General features: G+C 56.6%; 17 protein-coding genes. 1 reads left to right on the top strand and 16 read right to left on the bottom strand.

Annotated features, from left to right (window positions below; all coding sequences use genetic code 11):
- Nucleotides 1-59: 59 nt before the first annotated feature.
- From alaS to thyX, 11 genes are all read right to left on the bottom strand, one after another.
- Nucleotides 60-2690, bottom strand: coding sequence for an alanine--tRNA ligase (gene alaS, locus I2G69_RS01235; protein ID WP_195560063.1), 2631 nt, complete (start codon nt 2688-2690; stop codon nt 60-62).
- A 349-nt stretch (nt 2691-3039) separates the two neighbouring features.
- Nucleotides 3040-4641: a peptidoglycan D,D-transpeptidase FtsI family protein gene (locus I2G69_RS01230; RefSeq protein WP_207740514.1), complete on the bottom strand. Its 1602-nt coding sequence runs from the start codon at nt 4639-4641 to the stop codon at nt 3040-3042.
- Between the two features lie 72 nt (nt 4642-4713).
- The gene (locus I2G69_RS01225; protein WP_195560062.1) at nt 4714-5778 is read right to left on the bottom strand and encodes an acyltransferase family protein; all 1065 of its coding nucleotides are present in this window, start codon (nt 5776-5778) and stop codon (nt 4714-4716) included.
- A gap of 21 nt (nt 5779-5799) precedes the next feature.
- The gene (locus I2G69_RS01220) at nt 5800-7035 is read right to left on the bottom strand and encodes a peptidase U32 family protein (RefSeq protein WP_195560061.1); all 1236 of its coding nucleotides are present in this window, start codon (nt 7033-7035) and stop codon (nt 5800-5802) included.
- Nucleotides 7032-8321, bottom strand: a complete 1290-nt coding sequence (gene mltG / locus I2G69_RS01215; protein ID WP_191395242.1) for an endolytic transglycosylase MltG — start codon at nt 8319-8321, stop codon at nt 7032-7034. Before mltG ends, I2G69_RS01220 begins: the two co-directional genes overlap by 4 nt.
- Complete coding sequence (locus I2G69_RS01210) at nt 8318-8923, bottom strand: 5-formyltetrahydrofolate cyclo-ligase (RefSeq protein ID WP_087230244.1); 606 nt, start codon at nt 8921-8923, stop codon at nt 8318-8320. Before I2G69_RS01210 ends, mltG begins: the two co-directional genes overlap by 4 nt.
- A gap of 22 nt (nt 8924-8945) precedes the next feature.
- Nucleotides 8946-9488, bottom strand: a complete 543-nt coding sequence (locus tag I2G69_RS01205; RefSeq protein ID WP_195560060.1) for a DJ-1 family glyoxalase III — start codon at nt 9486-9488, stop codon at nt 8946-8948.
- A gap of 31 nt (nt 9489-9519) precedes the next feature.
- Nucleotides 9520-10413 (bottom strand): GNAT family N-acetyltransferase, encoded by an 894-nt coding sequence (locus tag I2G69_RS01200; RefSeq protein WP_195560059.1) that lies wholly within the window; start codon nt 10411-10413, stop codon nt 9520-9522.
- A 17-nt stretch (nt 10414-10430) separates the two neighbouring features.
- Nucleotides 10431-11360: a DUF2156 domain-containing protein gene (locus I2G69_RS01195; RefSeq protein ID WP_087230236.1), complete on the bottom strand. Its 930-nt coding sequence runs from the start codon at nt 11358-11360 to the stop codon at nt 10431-10433.
- Nucleotides 11353-12030: a dTMP kinase gene (locus tag I2G69_RS01190; protein WP_195560058.1), complete on the bottom strand. Its 678-nt coding sequence runs from the start codon at nt 12028-12030 to the stop codon at nt 11353-11355. Before I2G69_RS01190 ends, I2G69_RS01195 begins: the two co-directional genes overlap by 8 nt.
- On the bottom strand, nt 12027-12797 hold the full coding sequence (gene thyX / locus I2G69_RS01185; protein WP_191362258.1) for an FAD-dependent thymidylate synthase: 771 nt from the start codon (nt 12795-12797) through the stop codon (nt 12027-12029). Before thyX ends, I2G69_RS01190 begins: the two co-directional genes overlap by 4 nt.
- Nucleotides 12798-13251: 454 nt before the next feature.
- Between thyX and I2G69_RS01180 the strand changes: the two genes are divergently transcribed.
- Entirely contained in the window at nt 13252-14124 is an 873-nt protein-coding gene (locus I2G69_RS01180; RefSeq protein WP_195560057.1) for a YitT family protein, read from the top strand.
- A 150-nt stretch (nt 14125-14274) separates the two neighbouring features.
- On the opposite strand, the gene I2G69_RS01175 is transcribed toward I2G69_RS01180, so the two are convergent.
- From I2G69_RS01175 to I2G69_RS01155, 5 genes are all read right to left on the bottom strand, one after another.
- Nucleotides 14275-14574 carry a Dabb family protein gene (locus I2G69_RS01175; protein ID WP_191362259.1) on the bottom strand — a complete coding sequence of 100 codons (300 nt, stop codon included), beginning with the start codon at nt 14572-14574 and terminating at the stop codon, nt 14275-14277.
- Nucleotides 14575-14587: 13 nt separating this feature from the next.
- Nucleotides 14588-15007: a PPC domain-containing DNA-binding protein gene (locus I2G69_RS01170; RefSeq protein WP_087230221.1), complete on the bottom strand. Its 420-nt coding sequence runs from the start codon at nt 15005-15007 to the stop codon at nt 14588-14590.
- Between the two features lie 90 nt (nt 15008-15097).
- A complete protein-coding gene (gene dinB / locus I2G69_RS01165; RefSeq protein ID WP_191441869.1) occupies nt 15098-16315 on the bottom strand; it encodes a DNA polymerase IV in 1218 nt (405 codons plus the stop codon).
- A gap of 143 nt (nt 16316-16458) precedes the next feature.
- The gene (locus I2G69_RS01160; RefSeq protein WP_195560056.1) at nt 16459-17604 is read right to left on the bottom strand and encodes a toxic anion resistance protein; all 1146 of its coding nucleotides are present in this window, start codon (nt 17602-17604) and stop codon (nt 16459-16461) included.
- Nucleotides 17605-17624: 20 nt separating this feature from the next.
- On the bottom strand, nt 17625-18794 hold the full coding sequence (locus tag I2G69_RS01155; protein ID WP_195560055.1) for a 5-bromo-4-chloroindolyl phosphate hydrolysis family protein: 1170 nt from the start codon (nt 18792-18794) through the stop codon (nt 17625-17627).
- Between the last annotated feature and the right edge of the window lie 92 nt (nt 18795-18886).

Below are 18886 nucleotides of genomic sequence, written 5' to 3'. Positions count from 1 at the left end.
CGTTTTATGCGATTTTTAACGGAACCATTATACCATACGGGGAAAGCCCCCGCAAGAAATTACTGCATCATCCCGCTGACAACGCCCTCTGCGGCTGCAAGCGCCTCGTCCAGCTTGGTGAGGTCCTTGGCGCCCGCCATGGCGAACTCCGCCTTGCCGCCGCCGTTGCCCCCGGCAACCTTGGCGACCTCGCGCACGATCTTGCCCGCATTGAGGCCCTTTTGCTGCGCTTCCTTGCCCACCGCTACGGCAATATTCGCCTTGCCGTCCTGCGTGGCAGCCAACACTGCCACCACGTTTGGCGCGTTGTCGCGGATCTTATCGCACATGGTGCGCAGTGCATTGGACGGAGTCGCGGAGAAGAGCGCTGTAATCACGCGGACACCGTTGATGTCCTTCGCGCCCTCGAACAGGCCGTTGATGCGCATATCGGCCATCTTTGCGTTGAGCGATTCAATCTCGCGGTCCTTCTCCTTCAGCTCCGCGGTCATCTGCTCCGCACGCTGTGCCAAACCGGAAACGGACGTCACCTTCAGGGCGGAAGCAACCGCGCCGAGCTGGGCGAGCGTATCGTTCAAATACTGCAACGCATTCAACCCGGTGACCGCCTCGATACGGCGCACGCCGGCCGCTACAGAGCTCTCCGAGAGGATTTTAAACAGGCCGATTTTGCCCGTATTATCTACATGGGTGCCGCCGCAGAACTCTTTGGAGAAATCCCCTACGGAGACAACCCGGACAATGGAGCCGTACTTTTCGCCAAACAGCGCCATTGCGCCCAGCTTCTTGGCCTCTTCAATCGGCATCTCACGGCATTCGACCGGCGTACCGCTGAGGATCACCCCGTTGACGATCGTCTCCACGCGATGGAGTTCCTCCGGTGTGAGAGCGGCAAAATGGGTAAAGTCGAAGCGCACATATTTTTCATCCACCAGCTGGCCAGCCTGCTCTACATGGTCGCCCAGCACGGTGCGCAGCGCCGCCTGCAACAGGTGTGCCGCTGTGTGGTTGCGCATGATGGCGCGGTGGTTCTCCGGATCACCCTCGGTCTGGACCCGGTCGCCGACCGAAATGGTCCCGGCGTTGATGACGCCGTGGTGGATAAAGTTCTTCGCATGGTTCTTGGTGGTATTGTCAATGGCAATCAGCGCGTCCGCAGAGGAAATCGGGCCGACGTCTCCCACCTGGCCGCCGCTCTCCGCATAGAAGGTCGTGCGGTCCAATACCAGGGCGATTTCGTCGCCCGCCGTTGCATGATCGACGCGCTCCCCGTCCTTCAGGATTGCCAGCACCGTCGCCTCGGTCTGGGATTTCTCATACCCCAGGAACTCTGTCGGCGGCACATCCGCCAGGACGTCGTTTTCGCCCGCCCAAGCGTCCGCACCGGCGTTTTTCCGGGCATTGCGGGCGCGCTCGCGCTGCTCCTGCATGAGCTGGTGGAAGCGCTCTTCGTCGACCGTCATCCCGCGCTCCGCAACGATCTCCTTGGTGAGGTCGAGCGGGAAGCCATAGGTATCGTTCAAACGGAATGCATCCTCACCGGACAGGCAGGCATTGAAGTCCTTGTCGATCAGGCTGTTCAACATCTGGATTCCCTGGTCAATCGTCTTGGCAAAGCTCTCCTCTTCCACATGGATCAGCTTTGTAATCATCGCACGCTTCTCGTCGAGCTCCGGATAGGCATTCTTGTTCTCGTCGATCACCGTGTTCGCGACGTCCGCCAGGAAGGTGTGGTTGATTCCCAACAGACGGCCATGGCGTGCCGCACGGCGGAGCAGGCGGCGCAATACGTAGCCGCGCCCTTCGTTGGAAGGCATGACGCCGTCGCCGATCATAAAGGTGGTGCTGCGGATATGGTCGGTAATCACGCGCAGCGAAATGTCCTTTTTCTCGTCCTCACCGTACTGAATGCCGGCAATCCGGCAGATATGCTTCATGATGTTTTGCACGGTGTCCACCAGGAAGAGGTTGTCCACGCCCTGCATGATGCAGGCCAGGCGCTCCAGACCCATGCCCGTATCGATGTTCGGATGCTCCATCGGCGGATAGTTGCCCTTGCCGTCGCTGTCAAACTGGGAGAACACCACGTTCCAAAATTCGACATAGCGGTCGCACTCGCAGCCCACGCCGCAATCCGGCTTGCCGCAGCCGTACTTTTCCCCGCGGTCAAAATAGATTTCCGAGCAGGGACCGCAGGGGCCGGAACCGTGCTCCCAGAAGTTGTCCTCCTTGCCCATGCGCACAATGCGCTCCGGCGCAACGCCGACTTCTTTCGTCCAGATGTCAAACGCCTCGTCGTCATCCTGGTAGATCGTCACCCAAAGCTTGTCCACCGGCAACTCCAACACCTTGGTGCAGAATTCCCACGCCCAGGCCGTCGCCTCATGCTTAAAATAATCGCCAAACGAGAAATTGCCCAGCATCTCAAAGAAGGTGCCGTGGCGCGCCGTGATGCCCACGCGCTCGATGTCCGGCGTGCGGATGCACTTCTGGCATGTGGTGACGCGCTTGCTCGGCGGCGTAACCTCGCCGGTAAAATACTTCTTCATCGGCGCCATGCCGGAGTTGATGAGGAGCAAGCTGTTGTCGTCCTTCGGAATCAGCGAAAAGCTGGGAAGGCGCATATGCCCTTTGCTCTCAAAGAAGGATAAAAATTTTTCGCGCAACTCATTAAGTCCTGTCCACTGCATGTTTGAAACTCCCATCCTCTACAAAAAAATAGAGCTTCCCCGTCCACATGGGACGGGAAAACCCGTGGTACCACCCAAATTGCGCCAAACGGCGCCGCTCTTATCCCTATAACGCGGGAAACGCCGCGGTTCCTCGCCGCGGGGCTGGGGGCTGGCTTGCCGCACGCCGCTTCCGGCAGGTCCCTTTCAGCCAGGAAGATTCCTCCCCTGGAGACCCTCTCTTTTGCCGTGCAGACAGGGGCATCGGCCCGTCATCGCCTGTTTTTTATTACAGATTGATTATAAACGTCCACAGCCGGAATGTCAAGAATCCATCCCGGCAAAAGGTAGCCTTCCTGCCCGATTTCTGCTATTCCAGCGGCAGCGCGTCCGCGATCTCCTTAAACACCGGGCCACAGGTGGCCCCGCCGCCCGTTCCATCCTCGCCCATCACGGTGATGACGTAGCGCGGCTCCTCCTGGGGATAATACCCCGCCACCCAGGAGATGACCTTTTCCACGCCGTCCTCGTATTTTCCCGTCTGCGCAGTGGCCGTCTTTGCACCCGCACCGCCGGAGGCAGGTGCAAATTTTTCGCTGGTCCCTTCTTTGACCGATTCTTCCATAAACGACCGCAGCAGGGACGCCGTGTGTTCCGTCATCACGCGCCGCGTCGCCGGTGTCTTGGCCCGGTCCAGATATTGCAGGTTTTCGTTGACAAACCCTTCGTAGATCGTCGGGGCGGTATATTCCCCGCCGCTGGCGATCGCATTGACCATGCCCGCAATCTGCACCGGGGTAGCGGTCAAATCGCCCTGCCCAAAGGAGAAATTGGCCAAGGCCTTCGGGATGTTCAGGCTATCCAGTGTGGGGAGGTCGCCCGCCGCAGACGAAAAGCCCGGCGCGATTTCCACGCTGCTGCCAAAGCCGAGATTTTGCGCCATCAGCAGGAATTGCGCCTGCGGCACCTGCTGCATCACATGCACAAAGTAGGTGTTGCACGACTGGGCAATCGCGCGGCTCATGTCCTCCTCGCCGTGGCTTTCCCCGTTATAGCAATGGAAGATCCCATCGGAAACCTGAATGCCGCCTGTGCAGGTGTAGCGCGTCTCCGGAGGGATGCCGTATTCCAGGGCGGACGCCGCGGAAACCAGCTTAAAGACCGATCCCACGCTGTAGGCGGACAGCGCGCGGTTCAGCAAGGGGGCGTCCTCGTCCTCCAACACGGAGGCCACATCGTTCGGGTTAAAATCCGGTAGGCTCACAATGGCGCGGATTTTGCATGTGGGGATCTCCGTCACCACCACAGCGCCCTTTTTGAGGTGCTTTTTGGCCGCCTGTTCCGCAATGGTTTGAATCTCCTGGTCGAGCGTCAAAACCACCCCACGGCGGCTGAGGAAGGAGGTGTCGTTGATGGTCTTTTCCTCGCCGGCGAGCACCCGGTTGGTCGCGTCCACCTGATACGTGACGCTGATCTCCCCCTGCCCCTGGGAGAGCTGTTGGTCAAAGAGCTTTTCGATCCCGGAGACGCCCACCCCCGCGCCGTCCAGGTAGCCGATCACATGCACGGCGGACTGCTCGTCCGTATACCGCTTTTCCACAGGAAAGACATCCGCCCCCTCCGCAGTAAAGGAATCCTTTACCCGCAGGGCGAACGGTTTCCCCGCAGTCAGGGATGGGTATATGTCCGCCATCTCCTGCTGGGTTAGGATACGGCTCAGGGCCGCCGCATCCTCAATGGTGGGCACGATCGCCGCCGCGTATTCGGTCTGCTGCCCTGTGAAGCTGCGCATCTTGCAGTCGTAAATCGTCCCGCGCGTCTGTGCCACCTCCAGCCGGTAGCTCCGCTGCTGGTCGGCGGTCTGGGCAAGGGTGGTCCCGCTGGCCACTGTGAAAACGCTCAAAACCGCGACCAGCATCCCCAGCATCAGAAGCAGGAAAAAGGCGATGGTCCGTTTACAGATCCGCTCCATACCGCTCCTCCTCTCCATCAAATAGAAAATGTCCTCTTGTCAGTATGGCCTGGCAAGAGGACATTTAAACCATCAGGATTCCCCGAACCGGAGTGTCCCGGAAAGGATTTTGGAATGATCCCGGATCAGCGGGATTACCGTCCGGCTGGAAAGATACAGAATGAAAAATGCATAGACGAAAGCGGCAAAATGGGAGGAGATTTCCAGCTTCAACCCGGTCAGGGAGACCAAAGCCGCGAGAATCTCCTTCATAATATTTTCCGTGCCGCACAGAATCAGCGTATTGCGGCCGATTTCCGTAAATGCGTGCACATGCGCGAGCAGTTTTGCCCCGATAAAATTCAGGAAGACAAGCGATAGCGCCAAGCCAGCGGAATAAAACACACTGATAGCCCTTGGCAGTTCGAACGGCAGCGCGTCAATCGGGAACGACGGCCCCTTAAAATAAACCACACATGCGACAAATGCACACGCCAGCGTCACAGCCCAAAAGAGCGCCTTTGCCCACGGCTTCAACGAACGAAAATGGAAGTCCTTCAAATAGGGAAAAAGCGCCGCGCCCAAAGCATAGTAGAGGATATAGCACATCGCGCTGTCGATGCCGAAGAACATGCGCGGCTCCCCCACCGGCCGGTAGGGAATGCCGATCTCCGTGGCCACGTAAAAGCCGAGGCCCACCAAGACCATCAGCCATTCCCACCGCAGGAGTTTCTTCAGCAGGTAGTGCCCAATCGAAATCACGAACAGGCACGGAAGGAACCACAGGGCCGCCGCCGCTGTCTTTGTCCGCACGCCCATGAAGACCGCAACCACCAGGTCTACAAATTCGGTAAATGAACAACCCCAGGTGAGCACATTCACCACCACGTTGATGGCGCTGAACGCAAAGTACGGCAATACGATGGCGCAAAACTTCTTCTTGAGAAACGGCCAAAAGGTCTGCTGTTCGGTGTGTGGGGCGAAAAAGCCCGACGCCAAGAAGAACAAGGCCACACAGTACTGAAACGTAAACGGATACAGCGCGCCGGCCGCTTCCCCCATATGGCCGACATAGATGGACGAAATACCAAGAAATTTCAGCGCGTCCACCCAATCGTAGCGCACCTTCTGCGTTGGAGTGGTCTGTACAGCTTCCAAATGGATTGCCTCCTCTTACTCTTAGGAATCCTCTGTGCGGCGGTGCCGCAGGATCGCCCCGCGTTTGAGCGGCCGTTCTGTTTTTAACAGGACTGTCATGGTCGCATGCGGCGCGGACTCGATCGGCTGCCCGTCCTGATCGAACAGTTCGTCCAGCGGCAGGTCGAAGGGCTGTTCCCCGACCTCCAACACGTCCGCCGTCTCCCCGCGGAAAAAGCGGTTCCTCTGTGATAAAATTGCAATGCCGTCGTGGTAGTCCTCGCAGACGGCGATCACCTCGTAATTGCGCACATACCCGCCCTGGACGGTCTCCTGGCCCGGCTCGCCGCCGAGATAAAAGCCCGTGCTATAGGGCCTGTGGCTGATCTTATCCAGCTCTTCCACAATCCAAGGCGAAACAGGGATGTCCGGATGCTGCTTCAGCTCGTCCAGCGCCCAGCGGTAGGCGTTCGTCGTCACCGCCACGTAATACGACGACTTTGCACGTCCCTCGATCTTTAGGCTGGTAACCCCCGCCCGGAGCAGCTCCGGCAGATGGCGCACCATGCACATGTCTTTGGAGTTCAGGATATAGGAACCCTCCCCCTCCTGGTAGATGGGCATATATTGGCCGGGGCGCTTTTCCTCGACCAACGCATACTTCCACCGGCACGGCTGCGCGCAGGCGCCCCGATTGGCATCACGGCCCGCCATATAGTTGGACAGTAAGCACCGCCCCGAGAACGACATGCACATCGCGCCATGCACAAACGCCTCGATTTCCAGATCCTTCGGCGTTTTCGCCCGGATCTCCGCGATCTCCTCCATGGTCGTTTCGCGCGCCAGCACCACGCGCTTGGCGCCGAGCTGGTAAAAGGCGTTCGCCGCCGCGTAATTGGTGATGCCGGCCTGGGTGGAGACATGCAATTCCACCTTCGGCGCATAGCGCTTGGCGAGGTCGATCACCCCTAAATCGGTGACGATCAGAGCATCCACTCCCGCCTCCTGCAAAAATGCAAGATAGTCCGGGAGCAGGTCGATCTCCTTGTTGCGCGGCACCGTGTTGCAGGTTACATACACCCGTACCCCGCGCGCATGCGCCAGGGCGACCGCTGTTTGCAGCTCTTCACGGGTAAAATTGGAGGGCGCCGTGCGCATGCCAAACATCTGGCCCGCCAGATAAACCGCATCCGCCCCGAAGTCCAGCGCCGCACGCAGGCATTCCATATCCCCGGCCGGCGCCAACAGCTCCGGCCGGTTGTCTCTGATATCGCTCATCGCAACCCCGCCTTCTGTAGATTCTGCTGATGCTGCTCCAGGGTTTCCGCATAGTACGCATTGCGGTCCGCATCGTGGCAGAAGTAATAGTAGTTGGTATCCGCCGGATGTAAGGCCGCGTCAATCGCCTTGGAGCCGGGATTGCAAATCGGCCCCGCCGGGAGCCCCTCGATTTCATACGTGTTGTATTTGCTCGAATACGTCTCCCGGATGTCCTCCGGAATAGCATCCCTCGTACGGTACGGATAGTACATGGTCGGGTCGGATTGCAGGCGGCGGAGCCCATTCGACCCGTCGCTGTTCAAACGGTTGTGGAAGACGGAGGAAATCATATACATATCGTCTTCATCCGCGGCCTCAGCTTGGATCATGGAGGCCAGCGTCATCACCTGGTCGATGGTCATGCCGCTCGCCGTGATCTCCTGACGGATCTCGTCGGTCAATTTCCGGTCGCAGTTGTTCACCAGCTTCAAAATCGCATCCTCCGGGGATTCGTCCTTGAAAAACTCATACGTGTCCGGGAAGAGGTAGCCCTCCATATGATAGTAACGGTCGCCGGTGAGCTGCTGGAGAAAATCGTACTTCGAATCCAATGCGTTGGAGTTGATGTAGTTCAATGCGTCCTCCTGGGAGCAAACGCCGTTCTCCTCCAGAAGTTGAGCAATCTCCAACGCGTTCATACCCTCTGTGAATGTGATCTTGACGATGTCCACACGGTTGGCATTGGACTGCAAATTGTTGATAATCGCCTCATAATCCATGCTGGTGTTCAGCTTATAAGTACCGTTGTTGTAATGGCCGTCGGCCTTCGTCATCGCTGAATAGAGCTTAAAAAAGTCTGAGCGCTGGATGACGCCGGCCTCCTGCAACACCTGGGCGATCTGGTCAGTGCTGGCCCCTTTAGGGATATCAACCGTGACATTGACTGCATCGCGTCCAATCGCCAACATATCGTTGATACCGGTGACTGCATACTGCGCCAGCGCAACCCCGATGAACAGCACCATCATCAGCCACACCAGGCGGAAAAAGAGCTTGTTCTTGCCACGCTTTTGTTTATTGCGCTTCTTATGGGCCTTTGCCGCCCGCCGTGCCGCCTTACGCTCCGCCATACGGACATCCGCCGCTCGGTGGTTTTTCTCCGGACGGCTATAACTATTGATCGCCGGCGGCTCCTCCCGCGGGGATCTGCCTGATTCCTGCGGGAATGAATCCTCGGGAATCTGCACCCGGAAATTTTCAATTTTCCTCCGGCGCAATTCCTCGTTGCGCTTATCGTCATTCATGGCGTATCCTCCTGCCTCGCAATTCTGCGGACATACTTCTCTGTGATCAGAATATCGACGGGCCGGTCGTAATACCCATGGGGCAAATTCCATTGGATGCACCCCAGATAGCATATGCCCACCGTGATCCCGCGGAACTGCGCAAGGTAACGGTCGTAATATCCTTTCCCATATCCCAGGCGGTACCCCTGTGCATCAAAACTCAAGCCCGGAACGACGCACAGCGCCCGCCCATAAGAATCCCCCACGCGCTCGCATTTGTCCACAATGGGTTCGAGCACGCCGAACGTTCCCTTTTCCAGGTCGCTCAGGGAGGTGATGTAATAAAACTCCATTTCAAAGGTATCCGGCACACAGCGCGGCACGGCCACCCGTTTGTGATTGGCGAGCGCAGCATTAATCACCGCCAGAGTGTCCACCTCGATGGGCTTGCTGACATAAATAAAGAGGGTTTCTGCATGCAGGTATTCCTCCAACGTCAGGAGGCGGCATTGGATCGAGGCGTCCAGGCGGATCTTTTGCTCCGCGTTCATCTTCTCCCGATAGCGGCGGTATCGCGCGCGCAAATTCTTTTTCAGTTCCTTGATGTTCTTGATATACATGCGATCTTCCTTTATAGGAGGGTCAGTTCTGACACTGGATGGATTTCTTTATCGCAGCCGATTTCTGCGAGCCGCAGAGCTCCGCCACAATGCGTAGGGCAAAGTCCACCGCTACCCCTGCGCCCTTGCCGGTGATGATGCGTCCGCTGACGCAGACCGGCTGTGAGGAAAGGCTTGCCCCCTCCAATTCTTTTTCAAACCCCGGGAAACACGTCGCGGTACAGCCTTTCAGCGCGCCGATATGCCCCAGGATGGAGGGCGCCGCGCAGATGGCCGCCACATAGATGCTGTTATCCAGGCAATAGCGCACGGACGCCATCACAATCGGGGACTTCTCCAGGTTCAGCGTGCCCGGCATGCCGCCCGGCAAAACGACCAATTCCATGTCGTCCGTCGTGACATCCTTTTCCTCGATATCCGCAGTCACCGGGATTCCATGCGAACCCGTGACGGCCTTGCCGCCCACGCCCACGGTTTTGACATCCAGTTCCGCGCGGCGGAGGATATCCACGGTCGCCAGCGCTTCAATTTCTTCAAATCCATTTGCCAAAAATACATAGATCATTGTGTAACGCTCCTTTCCTTGCGGATGATCTTTAGTCTTTTCCTAAGCCAAGATACGGCCTTTGGTCTCCAACGTGAATTTGCTCCATAGAAGCGCCGTCCAACGGCCGGAGCATCCCGCAAAAGGCGGGTTCTGGAGCCGAAAGGGAGGGCACGCCCGCCGCTGCAAAAAGGCCGCTTCCCTTCGGAAGCCGGATGCGGTAATCCTGGGCAGGCATTTCCTGAAGCAGCGCCGCAAAGAGGGCCGGCAGGTGCTCCGGCGCGCTCATGAATTCGGTAATCTCACAGACATCCGGTTGTTCCCGCCGGCACACCGCATAGGACGGTCCCTCGGCGCACACCAGCTTGCCGCCATAAATGCGGTTTTCCTCCACCGCAAACCAGAACGCGCCGTTCTCCCAAAGGACGGACCCTTCCCGATCCCGCAGCAGCGCACTGCGCATCCGGTTCAACGTGGCAGGCGTAAACGCTCTGCGTCCTCCCCGAACAACCGCCTTTTCCCGCAGCTGTTCTGCCGAAAGCCGGTATTCGTCCCGTTCAAAAAAAGTGACGTAATCGGACTTTGCATAATAGTCATATAGTCCCGGGCTGGCGGGCAGGATCGCGGAAAACTGCTCCTCCCTCTGGGAACCCACCAGCGCGGCATAGGCCAGCAGCGCATTCATGTATCCGTGGGAACGGTGCTCCGGCGCGGTCGCACAGGCAAACACATAGTGGATGCGCACCGGCTTCCCGCCGCAGACGATCTTCGCCGGCAACAGATGCAGCATCGCCGCCGGCCGGCCCGCAACGCGGTAGACCAGGCAGTTCTCCGGGCGGAACGCGTTGTTGAAAAAGAAATTGGCGTACCGCCGCTCCTCTTCAAAACAGACCTGCCAGAGTTCCGCCAAAGCCGGACGGTCCTCCCATTTTGCAAAACCGATCACCGCCGCACCGCCTCCACTCAGTCGCCTTGTTCCAATTCCGTGATTTCCTCCGTCTCCGAAAGCAGGGTCGCGGAGTATTTTTCCAAAAGGATGGCCGGGTTGTAAGAGAGCTTTGCTTTCCGCAAGCCTTCAATCCCCAAATCCTCTTCCCGATTGATATAACGGTAGTTCTCCAGATGGTTCGCCGCATATTCGTGATTGATGGCGGCATAGAGCCCCTCATAACCGCTGAGGGCCTTTTCAAAGTGAAGGAGGTAGACCTCCGGGTTGATCTCCTCGCCAACGGTAAATGCCACCGGTTTGCCGTCCACGCGCAGCAGGCCGCCGGAGAGCTTCAGCTCCTCAAAGGAGCGGAACGCCATATTGATGGCACAGGTCTCGTCGTCCGTGCCATCCTCCTTGCCGCATCCGCCGTTTTGGACACACCATTCATGGGCAATCTTCTTGCAATCCGCATAGTTTTCCGGCGTAATGTCCTCATAGGACCAATTGTAAGAACGCTGGAACCGCGCCAGATGGTTCCGCTTCCCGTGGAACTTGCGGCCCGCCAGATGGATCAGGTCCTGCGACGCATAGATATAGTCCGACGCATCCCGGTCCAATTGGAACCGGAACATCCCCGGCATCGCTTCTTCCAGATGTTCCGTCTCCTGTTTGGTCAACCCCCACAGGCGGAATTTGCATCCGGCTTCCTTTGCGTCGGCGAGCAACAGCTCCACCTTGCTGCGCAGATCCCCCGGTCCCAACGGCAACTGATAGAACCGGTTCCCCTCGGTCCCGGAACACCGCAGCACCCACCCGTCGTGCTGGCACACACGCGTGCCATACGCACAGGACCAAAGGTATAGGGTGCCAAAGGCAAATTCGCTGCCCATTCCGCCGGACGCGGAAAGCGCCGGCTGCATCCATTCACGATCCGAAACTTCTGGAATTTTCCAATTAAACATATAAGTTAATCTCTCCTGCCAATTCTTTCATCAATTCCCTGTGAATCTGTTCCATAGGTTTAGCATTGTCGCCCTCTGCGCAATTTATAACCAGCCAGCCGAGCATTTTTGCAGCGTAGGCCGCACTTTCCCGGCAAGCGCGCAGATAAGCCGTATTGCGCTCGTGGATATCCTTCTTTCGCTCGTCGCCGTGATAGCGCCCGCTCAGAAGCTTTTGACTCACAGAAGGGGGCATGTCCAGATAAACCGTGCAATCCGGTTGTGGAAGCCCCAGTTTGTTGTATTCGTAATCCTGCACCCACTGGATGAATGCATCCCATTTGTCCCTGGGCAGCTTCGACATCTGAAACACGATGTTAGAGGTGGAATAACGGTCCGCAACAATCACTGCGCCGCTCTGGTAGTCTTCCTTCCAAAACTGCGCGTAGCTGGCAAAACGGTCCACCGCATAAAAAGAAGAGGCCGCATAAGCGGACACATCCTCCGGATTTTCTCCAAATTTCCCGTCCAAATACATCTTTGCCAATGCGGAAGAGGGCTGCCCATAATCCGGGAATGAAATCTTCCGCACACGTACGCCCTTTCCGGCCAGCTCCTTACACAGGAACTCCGTCTGCGTCGCTTTCCCGCTTCCATCCAGCCCTTCCAAGGTAATCAGTTTCCCGCTCATGCGTCTTCCCCCGAATGGAAGAATGCGCGTACTTCATTTGCCTTTCCGCAGGACATCTTCCCCTCCGGACAGATGCCGCGCAGGCAGCCAGGGCCGGCGTTTGCAAAGAGATGCGGCGCAACCTTGCGCACCAAAAACAGCATCTGTGTTGCAACGTCCCGGATCTCCCACTGCGCACGGTTGCAGCAGCGCAATGCAAAGAAGTTTTGGAGCGACCGTGCGTTGAACGTGCAGACCATTTTTGTCTCGCAGGCGTTCGGCAGTACAAAACGTGCATCTTCAATCGCACGTTTCTCCGCAGCACGCGCGGCCTCCTTTTCGCTTTTCCCCTCTTCCAGCAGGGCCTTTCGATGTTTTTCCATTAAAAGCGCCGTCAAGCGCTCATAGTGCCGGCGATCCTCTTCCATGGCCGCCAGAAATTCCTCCTTCGCCTCCGGGATTGCCTCGATCTCCGGCGGGACCACATAGGCAAAATCGCTCTCCGCGACATAACGCTGGCTCTGCACGCTGAACGATGCAATGCGGTGGCGTGTGATCTGCGCCAACAGCGAGCGGGAAACGCCCTCAATCCCAAAGGTAAACGAGGCGTGCTCGATCGGGCTTTCGTGTCCGATTTCCGCCAACATCTGTACAAAAGAAGCCGTCTTTTCCTCCGTCAATCCCTCGCCGATCTGGTCGATGGAGGACGGCGAATAGCAGAGCTTCGCCGCCATCGCGACCGTCTTTTCCGGCTGCGGGGTATACGTTAGAAGGGTAACCTTCGCCATAAGTACTCCATTCCCCGCCGGTTTCCATGCACGGGCAGCGGCCGGCGGCACCCGCATCCCCATCTTTTGGGCGCATTTTTCGCCCTGTTTTTCGGCAATAATTGATTGTATTATAACAAATTCTTCCTATTGATTCAAGGTATACCGGCCGCGCGCCAGCCGAATCGGCAGATTCCCTATCTTCCATTCGTAGAATTCTTGAAAATACGTGAACCATATAGTAAGATAAAGATAGAAAGGGGAATTTTTCCTCGGAAGATAAGAATCCCACAGCGCTCGAAGCGCGGAGAAATCCTCCGGACCGATTTTTCATTGTCCGGCTTTCCATCAATATTTCTGAAGCGGTATCACGAACCTTTTCCAAGGGATGGCCAAAACGCCGCAACTGCTAAAACTACCATTTTGCTGCTCTTCTAACATAAAAGAAACGACACCGTTTTACGGAGGGATCGCGATGAAATTCGCTCTGCCAAGCCAAGAAACTGTTCTAAAAGCCGCCAAAGAGTATACACTCATCACTCTCAGCACCCTATTGATGGCTGTGGGCATCTATTTCTTCAAGTTTCCAAATAATTTCACGTTTGGTGGGGTGACCGGCCTGGCAGTGGTTGTCAGCCAGGTGATGCCCATCTCCCCCAGTACGGTCAACTTTATTGTAAACCTCGTCTTATTGCTCTTAGGATTCCTCTTTTTGGGCAAGGGATTCGGCGTACGCACTGTCTATTCCAGTATGCTGCTGTCGGTGGCGCTTTCGGGGATGGAATATCTCTGGCCACTGGACAAGCCTCTGACGGACGATCCCCTTCTGGAACTGATCTTCGCCATTGTGCTGCCGGGCCTTGGTTCCGCCATTCTGTTCAACATCGGCGCTTCGAGCGGCGGCACGGACGTCGTGGCGATGATCCTAAAGAAATTCACCAGCGTCAACATCGGCAACGCACTCCTGCTGAGCGACCTGCTGATCACGCTGTCGGCTTTCTTCATTTTCGATATTAAAACATTCCTGTTCTCGATGCTGGGATTGTTCTCCAAATCCCTGGTGATCGACAACGTGATTGAGAGCATCAACCTGTGCAAATATTTCAATGTGGTTTGTAGCAGCCCGGAGCCCATCTGCGACTACATTGTGCATAAGCTTGGCCGCAGCGCCACCGTCTGTGAAGCGGAAGGCGCCTTCTCCCATGATAAAAAATACATTATCTTTACGGTTCTCAAGCGGTATCAGGCTGTGCAGCTCCGGCAGTATATCAAGCAGGTGGAGCCCGGTGCGTTCATCCTCATTTCCAATACCAGCGAGATCATCGGCAAAGGGTTTCACAGCGTCTAATCTGCTTAGATACCCGTGAAAAAAAGGAACATCTGGTACAGCAACACCAGGTGTCCCTTTTTGATTTCTAAAAAAGTTCTTCACAAATATTTATCAAACATTGGAAAGTATCCTTCCCAACAAAGCAGGCGAACGGTTTTTCAACGCCGTTTATGCGATTTCGTAATCGACGCAGGCGCGTCCGCAGGTGGAGGCGCGCACTATTTCCGCAACGGCCAGATGCGCCGGATTGGTCTGATAGGCGTCCTGGTCCTCCTTGGTCGCAAACGCGCAGTACAGGGCGATGTCATATTCCCCGCCGTTGTAATTCGCGCCGAATTCAATCTCTTTCAGGCCCGGCACCACGCCCAACAGCGCCTTGAAGCGCTCCTGCAGGGAAGCAACCAGTGCTTCCGGGTGGTCCTGCTTTACCTCGTCCTTCCATTTCCACATGACAATATGCTTGACCATTGGTAGATCCTCCTTAAAAATCAAAGATATTCAGCCCCGTCTCCGGGTCCAACCTGCGCCCTACATGGCCCTCGACCTTCCGGACAAACAGCTCACAGGTGGCGCTGACCACCGCCTCGTTGAGATGCCCGCCGATCACCTTTCCGGTGAGGTCCCCGAAGGTGGCGTGCAGGTGCAGATAGGGTTCTCCGTCTTTTTCCGTGATGTTCCCCATCAGGGAGGTCAATTCCATCACGCCGTCAAAGGTGTTGGCAACATATTTCTGTTCATCCACCCGGTACACGCCCACCACCACATGGTTGACCGCACCGATGGCTGAAACCGTCCCCAGCGAGATGGATTCCTTCTCACATAACTCCCGCAGGCAGGCGAGCACCTCCTCGCCCCTTTGCAGGCGCACAACATACGTATCTCCAAACACACGGTATTGCATGGTATCGCGATCCTTTCCATCCGTCCGGTGAACACACCGGACGAACGCTGATTTGTCCTCATTTTAGCAAGACCTTGGCCGGAATGCAAGTCAATCCGCGCCGATGTCGTTTTGCAGCACCCCGCAGATGGACACCGCATCCTTGCCAAACTTTTCCCGGATGGCGTCCAGAGTGGTCTCCAGCTTTTCCTGCTTTTTGCGTTCCTCCTGCCGGGAGTGCTCAAACAGGCTGAGCTGTTCCCCCGGCGCTTCATCCGCAGGCACCAGGTTGGTCCCGGTAAGCGTCAACATGCGGATCGGCGCATTGGGATTCCACGAATCCGCCAATATCTCCATAGCTGCACGGGCCAGCTCCTTTGACAAAAAGGTCGGCACCGCGAGCGGCTTTTGCCGCGAGATGGTTTTAAAGCTTGGATTGCGGATATTGAGCTGTACCGTATAACATTTCACCCCACTGCGGCGCATACGCGCTGCGACGGTATCGGCCAGGACTGTAACGCCGAGCCGGATGTCGTCCCACCCGACCAGGTTCCTTTTAAAAGTCAGCCCATTTCCCACCGACTTGACCTCTTTCGGCTCATAAATGCTCTTCACGGGGCTCTTGTCAAGCCCGTTTGCGTAGTCGTAGAGCTCGCCGCCGGCCTTTCCAAGGCTTGCCACCAGCGCCTTACGGTCTGCATGGGCCAGGTCGCCGATGGTGCGGATGCGCATGTTTTGCAGGGTTTCCCGCGCGCTTTTCCCAACATAGAGCAGGGCGCTCACCGAAAGAGGATACACAATGTCCCTGTAATTTTCCCGCGAGATCACCGTGGTCGCATCGGGCTTTTTATAGTCGCTGCCCAGCTTGGCAAAAATCTTATTGAAGGAAACCCCAACCGAAATTGTCAGGCCGGTCTCCCGCTGGACCTCGGCGCGCAGGCGGTCCGCGATCTCCGGCCCGGAACCGAACAGCCTCTGGCTCCCGGTGACGTCCAGCCAGCTTTCATCGATGCCGAAGGGCTCCACCAAATCCGTATAGCGCTGATAGATCGCGTTGACCCGCTTGGAATATATGGCATACTGGTCACGATGCGGCGGGGCGAGCACCAGGTCGGGGCATTTGCGCCGCGCTTGCCAGATGGTCTCCGCGGTTTGGACGCCGAACCGCTTGGCCCGCTCATTTTTTGCCAATATGATCCCGTGCCGGTTCTCGGGGTCCCCACAGACCGCCATCGGCACATCCCGGTAAGCCGGATGCAGCAGGCATTCCACTGATGCGTAAAATGCATTGCAGTCACAGTGCAGAATCACACGATCCGGGCCCTCCATACGCTCATCTCCAATCAAATGTTCTACCTTATTATAGAACGCTGCCGCACAAAAATCCAGTGACTCTCAAATGGTTTGTATTGGAAAAACAGAAAGCCGCCCGGTGTCCATGCACCGGAGCGGCCGATCTGCTATCTTTCGCATTATCCGCGGATTTCCAGCAGCTTCTGTTTGAGTTCGTTTTCCAAGCGGCCCAGCTCCACCTCCGCCTCGCGGCGCTTCTGCCGGCCTTCCTCCTGTATATGCATCACTTCGTCCAGGGTGGAGATCAAATTTTGGTTGGTTTCGCGCAGGGTTTCCATATCCACGATGCCGCGCTCGGTCTCCCTGGCTGTCTCCACGGTCGCCATTTTCAGCGTCGCGGCATTCTTTCGCAGCAGCTCGTTCGTCATGTCCGTAACCTCGCGCTGTACCTGCGCCGCCTGCTGCGAATGGGCGATCCCCAAGGCCAGGGCCATCTGGCTCTTCCAAAGCGGGATGGTATTCACCAGCGTGGACTGAATCTTTTCCGACATCTGCGTGTCGTTGCTCTGCACCAGCCGGATCTCCGGCGCCATCTGGATGGACACCATGCGGGTCAACTCCAGGTCATGCAGCTTTTTGTCGAAGCGGTTGCACAGGGCGTTCAGATCGTTGGCGGCCTGTGCATCCTCCGGCAGGCCAGACTGCTTAGCCTTTTCCACGAGCTTGGGGAGTTCTTCCTGCTGCACCTGCGCCAGTTTCTTTTTTCCTGCCAAAATGTACATGGACAGCTCTTTAAAATAGACCTTGTTCATCTCGTACATCTTGTCCATCATGGCGACATCCTTAAGCAACTGCACCTGATGGCGCTCCAAAACCGCGCAAATCTTTTCGACATTGGCTTCCACCTTGTCGTATTTCGCTTTTAACGCGGTCATCTTATTGGCTCCCCGTTTAAAGAATCCGAAGAATCCTTTCTCCTCTTCCTCCACGTCAAAGCTTTTCAGCTCCGTTACCACACTGGACAGCATATCCCCGACCGCGCCGAGATCCTTTGTGCGCACATTGTTCAGCGCATCCGCCGAGAAGTCCGCCATCTTTTTCTGGGCGCCCGCGCCGTATTGCAAGATCATATTGGAATTGCTCAATTCGATCTTTGCGGCAAAATCGTCCACCATTTTGCGCTCTTCCGGCGACAGGCTGCTCTCGTCGAACACCGGCGCTTCGGTGGGCGCCTGCGCAGGTTCTGCCTTTTGCAGTGAGGCGGACGGCTCATCCGCAAAGGGCTCAAAGGTCAATACGGGTTGCTCCTGAAAAGTCTCGTCCATAGCAATTTCCTCCGATTCATTTACGGTTTCTTCTTGCGGAACGCATCCTCGGTCAGGCCCTCCTGCGCGAGCATGGTTTCCAACACGGAGATATCCGTCGAAATATCCATCACATCATCCTGGAACAGGCTGTCCAGGAGATTCTCAAAGGCGGTGTTGATCGTATCCAACGTATCGCTGATCTCAGCCTTCACTTTGGTGACATTTTCTCCCTGCACCGGCTGTCCGTCAAACTCGCGATAGGCCTTGACCAATTTTAAAGTGGTCGGCAAATAATACTGCATAAATTTGCGGATATCCGGCAATTTCTGCGGATGGGCCTCCACATGGTCAAAAATCTTCGCGCAGATCTCTTCCAATCGGGACAGCTTCCGCGAAAATTCTTCTCCCGGAATCGCACGGTTTTCCTCGCGGATCTGCCAGAGATAATCGCGCCCCTCGGCAATCGCCCGCTCACATTCGCCGGCCTCATCCGCCTCCGGCTGTTGCTTTTTCCGTTCTTCTTCCAACTGCCGGCGGCGTGCGCTCTCTTGGGCTTGCAGATACTGCCGATAGGTCTCGTTCGTGGCAATAAAGCAGGTCTCCTGCTCATCGATATGCCCTTCCGGGAACAAGCCGTCCCGGATCATCTTCTGCAAATCGCGAATGACAAAGGATTTTGATTCACCCACAGAGGCCGCCAAAAGGTCGAGCGAGCAAAAGGTATCGCCATTCAACTGCGCCTGATACCGTTGAAACCGGCGTTTCCGGCGGACTTTGCGCACGCCGCAAATAGCCAATACGGTAAACCCCACACAAAGCGGAACCAGCACCACACTGGAGATCGCAAACGCGGCCCAGGGCATTCCCGCCAGCAGAGAAGCGAGCGCAAGGATCACAAACGCCAGACCGGTTGGGATTGCCCCAGCCAACCCGACGATCTCCATGACGGTACCCGCAATCGAGGTTCCCGGGTTCCTACGGACACGCAATTGGGTATTTGAGCGGGGAACAGGCCGCCCCGGATATACATAAGGCTTCGGAGGGGCAGGCCTGCGAGGTGGAACCGGTCTTTGGGGCGGGACCGGACCTCGATGGGCATCCACATTTTCCCGCACTGTGCGGACCACGGTCTCTTTCAGATCCAGGGCGTCCTGGACTGTCTGGTGGATTTGCTCCTCCAAATGATCTATAAAATCTTTATCAATCATACGGTGTTCCTCCACACCAGGGAATCTTCCCAGAATATAACCGGTTTCATTATATCGCATTCCTTATAAAATAACAATATTTCGTGCGATGA

It is taken from the genome of Anaeromassilibacillus sp. D41t1_190614_C2 (assembly GCF_015558525.1).
Lineage (GTDB): Bacteria > Bacillota > Clostridia > Oscillospirales > Acutalibacteraceae > Anaeromassilibacillus > Anaeromassilibacillus stercoravium.
The sequence above is the reverse complement of the archived record's forward strand: the minus strand, read 5'-3'. Positions and strand labels throughout refer to the sequence as shown.

Coding starts and splice junctions, on each gene's coding strand:
- I2G69_RS01155 (WP_195560055.1), bottom strand. CDS start 18,794: ATGATTGATAAAGATTTTATAGATCATTTGGAGGAGCAAATCCACCAG.
- I2G69_RS01230 (WP_207740514.1), bottom strand. CDS start 4,641: ATGGAGCGGATCTGTAAACGGACCATCGCCTTTTTCCTGCTTCTGATG.
- I2G69_RS01160 (WP_195560056.1), bottom strand. CDS start 17,604: ATGGACGAGACTTTTCAGGAGCAACCCGTATTGACCTTTGAGCCCTTT.
- mltG (WP_191395242.1), bottom strand. CDS start 8,321: ATGAATGACGATAAGCGCAACGAGGAATTGCGCCGGAGGAAAATTGAA.
- I2G69_RS01220 (WP_195560061.1), bottom strand. CDS start 7,035: ATGAGCGATATCAGAGACAACCGGCCGGAGCTGTTGGCGCCGGCCGGG.
- I2G69_RS01195 (WP_087230236.1), bottom strand. CDS start 11,360: ATGTTTAATTGGAAAATTCCAGAAGTTTCGGATCGTGAATGGATGCAG.
- I2G69_RS01175 (WP_191362259.1), bottom strand. CDS start 14,574: ATGGTCAAGCATATTGTCATGTGGAAATGGAAGGACGAGGTAAAGCAG.
- I2G69_RS01180 (WP_195560057.1), top strand. CDS start 13,252: ATGAAATTCGCTCTGCCAAGCCAAGAAACTGTTCTAAAAGCCGCCAAA.
- I2G69_RS01210 (WP_087230244.1), bottom strand. CDS start 8,923: ATGTATATCAAGAACATCAAGGAACTGAAAAAGAATTTGCGCGCGCGA.
- I2G69_RS01205 (WP_195560060.1), bottom strand. CDS start 9,488: ATGATCTATGTATTTTTGGCAAATGGATTTGAAGAAATTGAAGCGCTG.
- alaS (WP_195560063.1), bottom strand. CDS start 2,690: ATGCAGTGGACAGGACTTAATGAGTTGCGCGAAAAATTTTTATCCTTC.
- thyX (WP_191362258.1), bottom strand. CDS start 12,797: ATGGCGAAGGTTACCCTTCTAACGTATACCCCGCAGCCGGAAAAGACG.
- I2G69_RS01170 (WP_087230221.1), bottom strand. CDS start 15,007: ATGCAATACCGTGTGTTTGGAGATACGTATGTTGTGCGCCTGCAAAGG.
- I2G69_RS01190 (WP_195560058.1), bottom strand. CDS start 12,030: ATGAGCGGGAAACTGATTACCTTGGAAGGGCTGGATGGAAGCGGGAAA.
- dinB (WP_191441869.1), bottom strand. CDS start 16,315: ATGGAGGGCCCGGATCGTGTGATTCTGCACTGTGACTGCAATGCATTT.